Raw genomic sequence first — 12,042 nt, 5'->3', positions numbered from 1 at the left:
GAAAACACCGCCCAGCGGGGCGGTGTTTTGTCGAACTATGCGGAAGGTTCCGGCTCCATCCCGCCATCAGATGCGCGGGGCTTCTTCGGCTTTGTTTTCGGGATCGCGGTAACCGATGGCATCCCACCCTTATCTGATGGCTCATCATCGCCATCATCAGGGTCCGGCGTGTCACCATTCATGACGCGTTTCAACTGATCGCCACTGAGTGTCTCATATTCCAGTAGACCTTGGGCGATACGCTCAAACTCAACTTCGTTTTTCTCGATCGTTTCCAGCGCCAGATCAAAGCCCTCGTCAATGATGCGCTTCACCTCGTTTTCGATGGTTTCTTTGGTTTTGGCCGAAACGGACAGACCTGTCGTATTGCCCTGATAGCCTTCAGCAGCCTCGCCATAGTCGATATTGCCTACGGCGGAAGACATCCCAAGCCGCATAACCATTGTCCGGGCCATCTGACTGGCTTGCTGAATATCACTGGCCGCACCGCCTGATACGGATTCAGCACCAAATTTATGGATTTCGGCAGCTTTACCCGCCATCGCCATGGCAATCTTCTGCTCCAGCTCATCCTTGTGCCAGCTCAATCGATCACTTTCAGGCAGCGGCATCACCATGCCCAGCGCCTGGCCGCGCGGAATGATTGTTGCCTTATGAACCGGATCATGTTTCGGCAATTTCAACGCCAACAAAGCATGGCCAGCCTCATGATAGGCCGTCATCGACTTTTCGTCATCAGACATGACCATCGATCGTTTCTCTGGCCCCATCAGCACTTTGTCACGCGCCGAATCGAAATCCGCGCCAGTGACAAACCGGCGCCCAATACGGGCCGCCGTCAACGCGGCCTCATTGACCAGATTGGCCAGCTCGGCACCGGAAAAACCCGGCGTTCCGCGTGCAATCACGCGCAGATCCACATCAGGACCAAGCGGGATCTTGCGGGCATGCACGCCAAGGATCTTTTCACGGCCTTTGATATCGGGGTTCGACACGGTGACCTGACGGTCAAAACGGCCGGGACGCAACAGGGCGGGGTCCAACACATCACGGCGGTTCGTTGCGGCCACGATGATCACGCCTTCATTGGCTTCAAAACCATCCATCTCGACCAGCAATTGGTTCAAGGTCTGCTCGCGCTCATCATTGCCGCCACCATAGCCTGCACCACGGGACCGGCCGACGGCATCGATCTCATCGATAAACACGATACATGGGGCGTTCTTCTTGGCCTGCTCGAACATATCGCGGACACGGCTGGCGCCGACACCGACAAACATCTCAACAAAGTCAGAGCCTGAAATGGTGAAGAACGGCACACCCGCCTCGCCCGCGATGGCACGGGCCAGCAAAGTTTTACCAGTACCCGGAGGACCAACAAGCAAGGCGCCTTTTGGGATTTTACCGCCTAAGCGGCTGAATTTCTGGGGGTTTCTCAGGAATTCAACGATCTCTTCCAGCTCTTCCTTGGCCTCATCAATCCCAGCCACATCATCAAATGTCACGCGGCCATGCTTTTCCGTCAGCAGCTTGGCACGGGATTTACCAAAGCCCATAGCCCCGCCTTTACCGCCGCCTTGCATCCGGTTCATGAAATAGATCCACACGCCGATCAGCAGCAGGAAGGGCAGAATGCTCAGCAAGAAGCTTTGGAAGAACGAGGTCTCTTGGCTCACGACATCAACGGGTACATCAGCGCCAATCAACAACTCGGTGATTTCGGCATCCTCAGGGCGGATGGTGAAATAATTGCGGCCACCCTCGATGTAACGGACGTTCTCGCCATCGATCGTGACACTGGTGACATCACCGCCTTCCACAGCATCCACAAATTCGGAATAGCTGCGCTCTTGCGAGTTTGCCGCGCCCGGTGCGCTGCTGAAAAGGTTGAAAAGGGCCAGAACCATGACAAACAGGATCACCCAAAAAACCATGTTACGCGCGTTGCCCAAGGGGAAGACTCCTTTGAAATGGGGAAGTGGAACGACAGAGTCGCATCACAAGCGTTTCCTCTAAAATAGAGGCAAAACCTTAATCTTCAATGCGCAAACGCCGATGAATGAAAATCCGCGATAATCTGCGCTGTCCATCCTGCCGATAATCCGGCCATCGGGGCCGAAATTAACGCCTGATCACGCCAGATGGCAGGGGTCGCCATCAATGACGCACGCGGCAACCCGGCGTCCCGCCAATCAGGGCAATCGCGTATCCCCTCGCCCAACGGGCGCACCTGCAATGCGGGGGCATGGGGGCCATCCATCTGCCAACGGCTGTCCCATAGATCTGTTGTTGCACAGCTCTGTCCTTGGACGGCCTGCAATTCGCGGGCGACACGCCAGTCATCGCCTTTGCGGGTAATCAAACAGCCAGCCACTGTGCGCGCGCCATCGGTTGTTAGACCATCAATCACATCCGCAAAGGCGGCCTGCCGGGGGGGATAGTCCGCGCCATTCACCCATTGGATCGCAGCGGCCCAAAGCCTGCGTTTGATTTCGGTCGGTAGCGGACCGGTCAGTCCCAAACGCAGGACAAGATCACAGCGATCCTGCACAACATAACGGCGCGATTCGATGCGGGCGTAATGATGCAAAGCATCACTCGCCTGTCCCATCGCGGCGCTCACGGCCCCAAGGACCGGAACAGTGACCCCCAAAGGGGCCAGCACGTCCAACGCGTTGCGGGCGCGAATACGGTCGAAACGGTCATCTTCATTCGTGGGATCATCGGCCCATGCAATGTCATGGCGGCGCAGATAGGCACGCAAGTCGGCACGGGACTGCGCAGCCAGGGGGCGGGTCCAGGTAATGCCATGACGGATAAAACGCGTATCCATAGCAGCAAGACCAGCGGGGCCGGATTTCCGGGCCAAGCGCATCAGAAAGGTTTCGGCCAGATCATCTAGGGTATGGCCAAGCACAACATCTGCTATGCTCTGCGATGCAGCCCAGCCAGCAATCAAACGGTAACGGGCAGCGCGGGCAGCAGCCATCAGATTGCCGGTCCGGTCCCACCCATCCCATTTCAAGATAGTGTGTGAAATGTCATGCCGGGCGCAGAACCGGGCCACCATGGCGGCCTCATCGGCAGCTTCAGGGCGTAATCCATGATCGACGGTGACCGCTGCAATTTGTGTATTCTGGGCCCGGGCAAGCCGCAGATACAGATGCAACAGCGCCATTGAATCGCCGCCGCCAGAAACGGCAACGGCAATTTTGGGCGGCAAATCAGGGGAAAACGCATCGCAGGCAACTTGCAGCAATGGCGCATCATCTGGGTCGGAAGGGGGCGTGCCCGTTACTGGCATCCCAGGTTTTGCATCGCAAACTGCGCATCCGCCACAGCGGGATTGCCGGGAAAGCGGACATTCACTTCAGCCAAAGTCAGGCAAGCATCCTGGGTCTGGCCAATAGCGCCAAGGGACGTGCCAAGCTTGAACAAAGCATCTGGGGCCTTGGGGCCTGTCGGATCACCTGAAAACGCTTCGAGATAGGCACGGGCGGCATCTGTCATATCGCCAAGACCTTCCAGGGCCTCGCCGCGCAAATAGCTGGCATCGGCGGCTAGCGGGCTACCCGGGTAGGTCTGGCTAAAGGCCGCAAGCTGGTCCGCAGCCCCACGAAAGTCACCGGCAGCGAGCGCCTCCTGCGCCCGCTCGATATCGCTTTGCTCGCCAATGGCGACGGATGGGCCGCCAGTGGTCGCAGGAGGGGCAACCGCCGGAACGCCAGTGGTCAGATCGCCGCCACCAAGGGATGGGGTTTCGCCAAGCTGACTGATGTCGCAATTGGCCTCAAGCTCGCAAAGGCGAAACTCCAGGTCGCCAATGCGGTTGGTGCCATCCACGGTGATACGATTGACGCGAAACTCAAGCTCTTCTGATTTTGAAGTCAGACGCTGCAATTCCGCTTCAATCGCGTTCAGCCGATCCAATGGGGTACTGCCAGTCACACCGGAATTCAGCCCTCCTGTTGTCGATAACTCGCGGCGCAGGCGCTGGACGTCAACGTATAGAACGGTCAGCTGCTGGCGAATATCGGCAAGGGTTTCCTCCTGCGCGATGCTGGGCAAAGGGGCCATCAACAGGGCGCAGACAAGGGCTAGACGGTGCATAGGCGGTGTTTCCTTTGTTCAAGATCAGCTTGTGATAGCCGAGAATGAAAGTACCGTAACAGCCCGGCGGTTCTTGGCATAGCAACTTTCGTTCGAACAAACTTCGATCGGGCGTTCCTTGCCAAAGCTGGTGGTCTGCAAACGGGCGGCTGGCACGCCGCGTGACACCAGATATTCGCGCACGGCATTGGCGCGGCGATTGCCCAAGGCCAGGTTATATTCGCGTGTGCCCTGCTCATCGGCGTGGCCTTCGATGACAGCGCGATAATCGGCATTGGCCAAAAGCCATTGGGCCTGACCATCAAGAATTGTCTTGCCCTGATCAGAAATCGTCGAGGAATCAACGACAAAGAGAACGCGGTCACCAATAGTCTGGTTGAAATAAAGAGGGCTTGCTGGATCACCGGCTGATCCGGCAGCTGCGCCATTCAGGCCTGCAGCACCCGCCGCGCCATCCGCGCCGCCAGCACCGCCGCCAAAACGGTCAGGGTTGGTACAGGCCGCTGTGGCCAGAATCAAAAGGGCAACCGCCGCCTTTTTAAAGATGTTCATAGGTTTGTTTCCTGTTTTTATCTGCTCATTTGACCCGACTATAGCACGGGTTCTTGTTTGAGGGAATCACACATCATTACGGTTGCAACGGACCCCATGAAGGGTCAGAGGCACCGCCCTGAACCGGTACAGCCTTCAGGTTACGCCCCGAGATATCAACCGAATACATGGTTGATGTCCCGCCCGCGCCTTGGGTTTCGCGACTGAACATGATCACCCGGCCATTGGGGGACCATGTCGGGCCCTCATCCAGAAACGATGCTGTCAGCAAACGCTCTTCTGACCCATCGGTGCGCATCACGCCAATATGGAACCGGCCCGCATTTTGTTTGGTAAAGGCAACAAGGTCGCCGCGCGGGGACCAGACGGGGGTGCCATAACGGCCCTCGCCAAAGGAAATGCGACGGGCCTCACCACCATTGGCAGACATGATATAAAGCTGCTGTGTGCCGGACCGGTCGCTTTCAAAAACGATCTGGCTGCCATCGGGGGACAGGCTGGGCGCGGTCTCAATCGATGGGGCCGAGGTCAGGCGCACATGCTGGCCAGAATTCAGATCGGTGCGATAGATATCGGTATTGCCGCCATTGGACAGGCTGTAGATCACTGATCGACCATCGCGGGAAAAGCGGGGGCTGAAGGCCATATCACCCGGGGCAGTCTGCAATTGCTGACGGCCCACATTGGCGACATTCAGCACATTGATCCGGGGGAAGCCGCTCTCAAAGCTGGTATATAGGACCCGGTCACCATTGGGCGAAAAGCGCGGGGCCAGGACGATGGCACTGCTATCGGTCAGAAATTGCAGGTTTGCGCCGTCATAGTCCATGATGGCCAAGCGCTTCAGACGGTTATCCTTGGGGCCACTTTCAGACACAAAGACGACGCGGCTGTCAAAATAGCCGCCCTCGCCGGTGATACGGCTGTAGACGGCATCGGCCACCTTGTGACCCATCCGACGCCAGCCCGCGACAGTGCCGGCAAACTGCAAACCATCGCCCAGCTCCTGGCCCGAGAACACGTCATAAAGGCGGAACTTCACGACCAATTGCTGACCGCTCACAGTGACAGCGCCAACAATCAAAGCCTGTGCATTCACCGCGCGCCAATCGGCAAAGGCGACAGGCTGCGCGAATGAGCTGATCTGCGAAATGAAGGCCGTTGAGGGCACCTCGCGGAACAGGCCAGTGCCAGCCAGATCCTGGACCACAAGACGGGACAGGTCCGACGCCACCTGCTGGGCCTGCGCATTCTCAGCCTCGAAATTAGGGACCGCAAAGGTGATGGGTTCGATCACACCATCGGTGATCGTCAGCCGCAAGGGACCGTTTTGCGCCATGGCCGGTACAGCTAGTACCAAAACCAACAAGACTGCCAAAATACGTTTCATCATTTTCGCCTCACTCCGCCTGTCCGGGTTCTGTCCCGAAACGTGCTCTCTTTCCTTTATAACAGGGAGGATTTCTCATTTCACCTCACCTGCGCGTGTCTTTGCCGACCACAATCAAATTTGACCCATTGAGGGCGCGATCGGGGCATTCCTTCATCATCCGTCACCGCAGCCTCATCCCACTTGGATCGAATGTGATAACGACTTCTTTCCATTGCTCATACTTTTCCGCAGGCAGCTGATAACCGCCAGACTGACAGCGCAGGATGGCCCGCCGCGCCGCCTCAAAGGCTGTATTTGTAGAAGCTTGATCTCCGTTTGATGAAATCAAGCGTACATCACCTTGGACAAGGCCATTGCGGTCCAGATTAAACCCAACCTCCACAGTCACCCGGGAAGCAACTGATCCGGGGTCAACATTCCAACAACCGTTCACAGCAATCCGGAAACTGTCACGCTCGGCACCGGACATCGGGGGACCGGGATCGGCTGCAGGTGCCTCTGCCGCCGGCTCAGCCGTGGCCTCGGCCAATGCCTCTGCCAATGCCTCTGCGGCCGCATCCGCCGCGTTGGTGTCTGGCTCAGTAGGTTCAACCGGTTCCTGAGTGTCTGCAACCTCTGCCACCTGCTCAGGCGCAGGTGGCTCTGGGCGGGACGGGCGGACTTGCGGGCGCATTGATGTCTCAAGCACGGTTGACGGCTCTTCGTCAGCAATAGCGATCTCAGGCGCACTGGCTTCAGGCGCGGTTGGGTCCTGCTCTTCCGCGACAATATCCGCAGGGGCGTCGTCATCTGGCGCGACAGATTCGCGCACGATATCATCCACGCTCGCGTCCGGCGGCGGCGGGTCGTTGGGCTGCGACGTTATACGTTCAGCCGGCCGTGGGGTCGGGCGATCAGAGATCTCAACATCGGGCGTTGGCGGCGGAGTGACGGGGGCCGGTGGTTCAATCGGCAGATCGTCACTCACATCTGCGGGTGCTGGCGGCACAGGGGCAGACGGTGGCGGTGTGTCCTCGGCCGGAGGCTCAACCGGATCAGGCAGCGGGGTTGGGTCCGGCGGCTCCTGAGCAGCAGGTGCGGATGGTGGCGTTACGTCAACTTCGGGCGGGGTCGGTGTGGCCGGGTCCGCAGCGCCGGGGTCCGGGGTGCTTGCGGCTTGGGCCTGTTCAAATTCTTCACCACTGATCACCGTGACCGTGGTTGTCGAAAACTCCAACGGCTCGGCGTCAAAGCCCCAGCCCAAGATCAACCAACCGATCAACCCGGCATGGCCAATTGCAGAAACTGTGGTGCCGGTCGTGCGCATGGCTTACCCGCCAGAACCTGCAGGCGTCGCAACATCCGTGACCAAACCAATATCCGAGAAGCCCGCCGCATTCAGCAGACCCATAATCTCGGCGACACGGTTCCAGTTATTGCGGCCATCAGCGCGCAGGAAAATCTTGTTGCTGTCACGCTCGGCGGCAATGGCCGTAAGCCGGGCCACCAGCTCATCCTGGGCGGTCTCGGTCTCTTGGATCATGACAGCACCTTCAAGCGTGATGGTCACTGTCAATGGCTCTTCTTCATCACCGGACAAAGGGTCAGCGGCAGATTGGGGCAGCTCAACCGGAACGCCGACGACGGACAAAGGGGCGGCGACCATAAAGATAATCAGCAAAACCAACATCACATCCACAAAGGGCGTGATGTTGATCTCGGACATCGGCTGGGTCCGGCGGGACCGGCGGCGACCACGTCTGCCGCCATCTCCGCCACCGCCACCATTCATGACACCGGCGCCCATGATCAGCTATCCAACTGGCGGCTAAGGATCGTGGCGAACTCATCAGCAAAAGCTTCATACCCGCTCAGGATATGGCTGCTATCTGCTGAAAGCTTGTTGTAATAAATCACGGCCGGAATAGCGGCAAGCAGACCCAAACCAGTGGCCAGCAAGGCCTCGGCGATGCCCGGGGCAACAACAGCCAGATTGGTGGTCTGCGCCTCAGCGATCTCGATAAAAGCATTCATAATGCCCCAAACGGTCCCAAAAAGACCCACGAAAGGGGCGGTTGAACCGACCGTGGCCAGCACAGGCAGCCCTTTTTGCAGGCGCGAGGCCTCTTTGGAAATCGCCACATCCATCGAACGGTCAATGCGCGAGGTGGCATTGGCAATCAAATCGCCATCCTCTTTGTGGGAACGCTGCCATTCGGTCATGCCCGCGACGAAAATCTTTTCGGACGGGCCGTCAGGGTCCGTGCCGATCTTGTGAAACAAGCCATCAAGCGGCTCACCCGACCAGAATGCGCGATCAAAAACACCCGCCTCAGCACGGGCTTTGCGATATTGAAGGGTCTTGTCGATGATCACGGCCCAGCACCAAACGGATGCGACGATCAGCATGATCATGACGATTTTTACGGTAATGGTTGCGCGCGCGAATAGCGCCCACATGGTGAAGTCGTGTGCTACTTCCATAATGCCTGCTCTGCCTGTTGGCCCATTTTGGGCTCTGATTAGGACAAAGCATAACGCATCGTCGCGGGGAAATCCAACCAATCCCGCATCACATCTGCAAAAAGGGCTGTATTTTAGTGCATAGGACGGCGAATTGCCGCCGGAAGACGCATGACTGAGCCCGTTTCGTTCATGCAAATGATGGTGACAATGGCAGAAAACAGCAGATCCGGGCCGCGTTTGACATCCTGCCGGACGACCAGCCGCACGCCAGAGCCTTCTTCCATGGCCGTCTCGACCAGCAATTCATCATCAAACTTCGCAGGTATCAGATAATCCGCCTCAACACGGCGGACGGCAAAGACAAGACCCTCCGCCTTCATCTGAACCTGATCAATCCCCATCTCGCGGACCCATTCACTACGGGCACGCTCGATGAACTTCAGATAATTGGCATAATAGACAATGCCCGCCAGATCAGTGTCTTCATAATAGACGCGAATAGGAAACTGATGGATCATGCCGGCCTCGTCATCCTTGCAGCCAGGCGCAACGCATGGCTGGCATCCTGCGCGGCAGCTGGCATGACCGGATCATAGGCGGCGCGAATGACATCGGCAATCTCTGGGCGCAGAACCGCCTGCCCTTCGATGACTGCCAGGGGCGGCATTTGGTCAAACGCGGTATCGGACCACAACAGAATCAACTGCGCGGCCTGGGATAGGGCCAATGTGTCGGCGGGCACCGCCTCCAAATGCGCATCCATCCGCAGGAAAACAAAACAGGCCTTGATGGCACCCGACGGATCAAAGCGGAAGATCCGGTATTGATTGGCATCTGCGGCTTGTAGCTTGGCGACAAGCGGGATCAAATCGGGCACAAGCTGATCAAGATTGGGGACATCCGGCAATTCCGCCCAATCGCGACAAAAGAACATCATGACATTGACGCCCAGTTCCGGATCGGTCTCGGCCATTTGATGATCAGCAAGCAGCACAAGCGCCTCAATCGCACCTTTGAAAACCGAAAGGGTGGCATCATCCACACCAAAAACAACCGGGACAATCGGCCGACCCCAACGGGCAAACACATAGGCGTCATCGGCACGTGTAAAGAATTGCGCAACATCATCCATCATTTTGCCCAAAATACTCCCGCCCGAGGCAAGATCAAATTTCGCGAAATTTGATCGCCCTACCCAAACAAATCACTCTGTGGTTTTGGCGCTGCTAACCCCAAATGTGTCCAAGCCGCCTGCGCCAGCATCCGGCCACGAGGCGTGCGTTGGATCAACCCTTTCTGCAGCAGGTAGGGCTCGATCACATCTTCAAGACTATCGCGGCTTTCCGACAAAGCCGCCGAGATGGTCTCAACGCCCACTGGCCCGCCACCATAGCTTTCAGCAATCAAACGCAAATACCGGCGATCAGCATTATCCAGCCCTAAATGATCGACACCCAACCGGGTCAGCGCGCGGTCTGCAATGGCCTGCGTTACTGTGCCATCCCCTTCGACAATCGCAAAATCCACAACCCGGCGCAAAAGACGGCCCGCAATCCGCGGGGTGCCGCGGGCACGCTTTGCAATCTCTGCGGCCCCATCATCCGAGGCAGGCGCCCCCATCAACCGCGCGCCGCGCGTGACGATTTGATGCAACTCGTCTTCGGTGTAAAACTCAAGCCGGGTCGGAATACCAAAGCGATCCCGCAAAGGGGTGGTCAGCAAACCCATCCGGGTAGTGGCCCCCACAAGGGTAAAGGGCTGCAACTCGATCCGAACCGTGCGGGCTGCTGGGCCTTCACCGATGACCAAATCCAGCTCAAAATCTTCCAGCGCGGGATACAGCACCTCTTCCACCGCAGGGTTCAAGCGGTGGATTTCATCAATGAAAAGCACATCACGGGCTTCCAGATTGGTTAGAATCGCTGCCAAATCTCCCGCCTTGGCAAGCACAGGCCCCGAGGTCATACGGAAGTTCACGCCCAATTCGCGGGCCATGATCTGGGCCAGCGTGGTCTTGCCCAAACCGGGCGGGCCATGAAACAGCGCATGATCCATCGCCTCACCCCGGCGGCGCGCGCTTTCGATAAAGACCTTCAGATTGGCACGAGCATCGCGCTGACCAATAAACTCATCCAAAGTCTGCGGACGCAGCGCACGATCCGCATCCTCAGGCTGCGGGTCGGGGCGCATCATCGGATCGATATCACTCATGCCATGCTCCGTAGGGTGGGTGAAACCCACGCGTTACTGCCTACCCTTTCGGGGCCAATAACTTCAAGGCCGCGCGAATCAAACCGGCAGTATCCATATCAGGCTCTGCGCCAATCGCCTCGGCAACGGCGGCGGCGGCATCACCGGGGGCATAACCCAGATTGCCCAAGGCAGACAGGGCTTCGGCCTGCGCCGGGTTCGCTTTTGGGGGGGACGCACGGCGAACAGGGGCCGGAGCCTCTGTTTCGATCACGTCATCCGCCTCCGGCTCTGCGCCTGTCATGGCCATGACATTGGGGGCCTTATCCTTTAGCTCAATCGCAACACGTTGCGCGGTCTTGGGGCCAACACCTTTGGCCTTGGCAATGGCGCTCCAATCGCCCAAAGCAATGGCACGGCTGACGCCTTCGGCGCCAATCGTACCCAATATGGCCATTGAGGCTTTGGCCCCAATGCCCTGGACGGACATCAGCAAACGGTGCCACTCCTTCTCGATCAAGGTCGTAAAACCGAATAGCTGCAGATTATCCTCGCGGACCAGCAAATCGGTATAAAGGGCGACCGCCTCACCATTGGCAGGCAAGCCTGCCATGACACGGTCCGAAACATAGACAATATAGCCAACGCCGCGCACATCGATCAGGACATGATCGGTGCTGCGATATTCCAGACGGCCTGCGATTTTGCCAATCATGCGGTTGCCTTTGCCAAAGCTTGGGCCAATGTGCCGGCAGATTGGGCGTGATGGGCGTGACAAATGGCAATCGCCAAGGCGTCAGCCGCATCCGGGCCAGCAACCTGAACACCAGGAAGCTGCAGCTTGACCATATGCAGGATCTGGGCCTTCTCGGCATGGCCAACGCCGACCACAGCCTTTTTGACCGCATTGGGGGCATATTCGCCAATGGGCAAACCCGCCTGGGCGGGGACCAGCATGGCAATGCCCCGGGCCTGGCCCAGCTTCAGCGTACCCGCACCATCCTTATTGACAAAGGTTTGCTCAACAGCAGCGACATCCGGGCGATGGGTGGCAATAATATCGGTCAATTGATCATGCAATGACAAAAGCCGAACCGCCAGATCATCCCCGGCTGAGCGGCAAATGCCATTGGCAACATGGCTCAGACGCGGGCCTGACACATCAATGACCCCCCAGCCCATATTGCGCAGACCGGGATCAATCCCCAAAACACGCATCGCTCGCCCCTTTTTATAGTGTTGCGACAGGGTTAGCACAAAAGGCGAACAAAGACCAAGTGGGTTTGACAGTGGTTATTTTGCAGAAGGCAGATCAACCCGCAGCAAAGGCGACAAAAGACCCCTCAAAAGCG

Annotated in this window: 13 protein-coding genes; all 13 read right to left on the bottom strand. The window is 57.9% G+C overall.

Annotated features, from left to right (window positions below; genetic code table 11):
- Window positions 1-35 precede the first annotated feature (35 nt).
- Window positions 36-1,934: an ATP-dependent zinc metalloprotease FtsH gene (ftsH, locus tag AABB29_RS09820; RefSeq protein WP_341369107.1), complete on the bottom strand. Its 1,899-nt coding sequence runs from the start codon at window positions 1,932-1,934 to the stop codon at window positions 36-38.
- Window positions 1,935-2,038: 104 nt separating this feature from the next.
- Window positions 2,039-3,304, bottom strand: a complete 1,266-nt coding sequence (gene tilS / locus AABB29_RS09815) for a tRNA lysidine(34) synthetase TilS (RefSeq protein ID WP_373636479.1) — start codon at window positions 3,302-3,304, stop codon at window positions 2,039-2,041.
- Window positions 3,295-4,110, bottom strand: a complete 816-nt coding sequence (ybgF, locus tag AABB29_RS09810) for a tol-pal system protein YbgF (RefSeq protein WP_341367093.1) — start codon at window positions 4,108-4,110, stop codon at window positions 3,295-3,297. Before ybgF ends, tilS begins: the two co-directional genes overlap by 10 nt.
- A gap of 24 nt (window positions 4,111-4,134) precedes the next feature.
- Complete coding sequence (gene pal / locus AABB29_RS09805; RefSeq protein WP_341367094.1) at window positions 4,135-4,662, bottom strand: peptidoglycan-associated lipoprotein Pal; 528 nt, start codon at window positions 4,660-4,662, stop codon at window positions 4,135-4,137.
- 76 nt (window positions 4,663-4,738) lie between these two features.
- Window positions 4,739-6,055: a Tol-Pal system beta propeller repeat protein TolB gene (gene tolB, locus AABB29_RS09800; protein ID WP_341367095.1), complete on the bottom strand. Its 1,317-nt coding sequence runs from the start codon at window positions 6,053-6,055 to the stop codon at window positions 4,739-4,741.
- Window positions 6,056-6,215: 160 nt separating this feature from the next.
- Complete coding sequence (locus AABB29_RS09795) at window positions 6,216-7,361, bottom strand: energy transducer TonB (protein ID WP_341367096.1); 1,146 nt, start codon at window positions 7,359-7,361, stop codon at window positions 6,216-6,218.
- 3 nt (window positions 7,362-7,364) lie between these two features.
- A complete protein-coding gene (locus AABB29_RS09790; protein ID WP_341367097.1) occupies window positions 7,365-7,841 on the bottom strand; it encodes an ExbD/TolR family protein in 477 nt (158 codons plus the stop codon).
- 2 nt (window positions 7,842-7,843) lie between these two features.
- Window positions 7,844-8,518 (bottom strand): protein TolQ, encoded by a 675-nt coding sequence (gene tolQ / locus AABB29_RS09785; protein ID WP_341367098.1) that lies wholly within the window; start codon window positions 8,516-8,518, stop codon window positions 7,844-7,846.
- A gap of 113 nt (window positions 8,519-8,631) precedes the next feature.
- Window positions 8,632-9,018: a tol-pal system-associated acyl-CoA thioesterase gene (gene ybgC / locus AABB29_RS09780; RefSeq protein ID WP_341367099.1), complete on the bottom strand. Its 387-nt coding sequence runs from the start codon at window positions 9,016-9,018 to the stop codon at window positions 8,632-8,634.
- On the bottom strand, window positions 9,015-9,632 hold the full coding sequence (locus tag AABB29_RS09775) for a hypothetical protein (protein ID WP_341369108.1): 618 nt from the start codon (window positions 9,630-9,632) through the stop codon (window positions 9,015-9,017). Before AABB29_RS09775 ends, ybgC begins: the two co-directional genes overlap by 4 nt.
- A 59-nt stretch (window positions 9,633-9,691) precedes the next feature.
- On the bottom strand, window positions 9,692-10,711 hold the full coding sequence (gene ruvB, locus AABB29_RS09770) for a Holliday junction branch migration DNA helicase RuvB (RefSeq protein WP_341367100.1): 1,020 nt from the start codon (window positions 10,709-10,711) through the stop codon (window positions 9,692-9,694).
- A 40-nt stretch (window positions 10,712-10,751) separates the two neighbouring features.
- Window positions 10,752-11,405 (bottom strand): Holliday junction branch migration protein RuvA, encoded by a 654-nt coding sequence (ruvA, locus tag AABB29_RS09765; RefSeq protein ID WP_373636896.1) that lies wholly within the window; start codon window positions 11,403-11,405, stop codon window positions 10,752-10,754.
- The gene (ruvC, locus tag AABB29_RS09760) at window positions 11,402-11,908 is read right to left on the bottom strand and encodes a crossover junction endodeoxyribonuclease RuvC (RefSeq protein WP_341367101.1); all 507 of its coding nucleotides are present in this window, start codon (window positions 11,906-11,908) and stop codon (window positions 11,402-11,404) included. Before ruvC ends, ruvA begins: the two co-directional genes overlap by 4 nt.
- Window positions 11,909-12,042 lie beyond the last annotated feature (134 nt).

Source organism: Yoonia sp. BS5-3, assembly GCF_038069655.2.
GTDB lineage: Bacteria > Pseudomonadota > Alphaproteobacteria > Rhodobacterales > Rhodobacteraceae > Yoonia > Yoonia phaeophyticola.
The sequence above is the reverse complement of the archived record's forward strand: the minus strand, read 5'-3'. Positions and strand labels throughout refer to the sequence as shown.

Bases quoted from the DNA above. Each gene is read 5' to 3' on its own strand.
- ybgC (WP_341367099.1), bottom strand. From the start codon at position 9,018: ATGATCCATCAGTTTCCTATTCGCGTCTATTATGAAGACACTGATCTG.
- ruvC (WP_341367101.1), bottom strand. From the start codon at position 11,908: ATGCGTGTTTTGGGGATTGATCCCGGTCTGCGCAATATGGGCTGGGGG.
- ybgF (WP_341367093.1), bottom strand. From the start codon at position 4,110: ATGCACCGTCTAGCCCTTGTCTGCGCCCTGTTGATGGCCCCTTTGCCC.
- ruvA (WP_373636896.1), bottom strand. From the start codon at position 11,405: ATGATTGGCAAAATCGCAGGCCGTCTGGAATATCGCAGCACCGATCAT.
- AABB29_RS09795 (WP_341367096.1), bottom strand. From the start codon at position 7,361: ATGCGCACGACCGGCACCACAGTTTCTGCAATTGGCCATGCCGGGTTG.
- ftsH (WP_341369107.1), bottom strand. From the start codon at position 1,934: ATGGTTTTTTGGGTGATCCTGTTTGTCATGGTTCTGGCCCTTTTCAAC.
- tolQ (WP_341367098.1), bottom strand. From the start codon at position 8,518: ATGGAAGTAGCACACGACTTCACCATGTGGGCGCTATTCGCGCGCGCA.
- tilS (WP_373636479.1), bottom strand. From the start codon at position 3,304: ATGCCAGTAACGGGCACGCCCCCTTCCGACCCAGATGATGCGCCATTG.
- tolB (WP_341367095.1), bottom strand. From the start codon at position 6,055: ATGATGAAACGTATTTTGGCAGTCTTGTTGGTTTTGGTACTAGCTGTA.
- ruvB (WP_341367100.1), bottom strand. From the start codon at position 10,711: ATGAGTGATATCGATCCGATGATGCGCCCCGACCCGCAGCCTGAGGAT.
- pal (WP_341367094.1), bottom strand. From the start codon at position 4,662: ATGAACATCTTTAAAAAGGCGGCGGTTGCCCTTTTGATTCTGGCCACA.
- AABB29_RS09775 (WP_341369108.1), bottom strand. From the start codon at position 9,632: ATGGATGATGTTGCGCAATTCTTTACACGTGCCGATGACGCCTATGTG.
- AABB29_RS09790 (WP_341367097.1), bottom strand. From the start codon at position 7,841: ATGGGCGCCGGTGTCATGAATGGTGGCGGTGGCGGAGATGGCGGCAGA.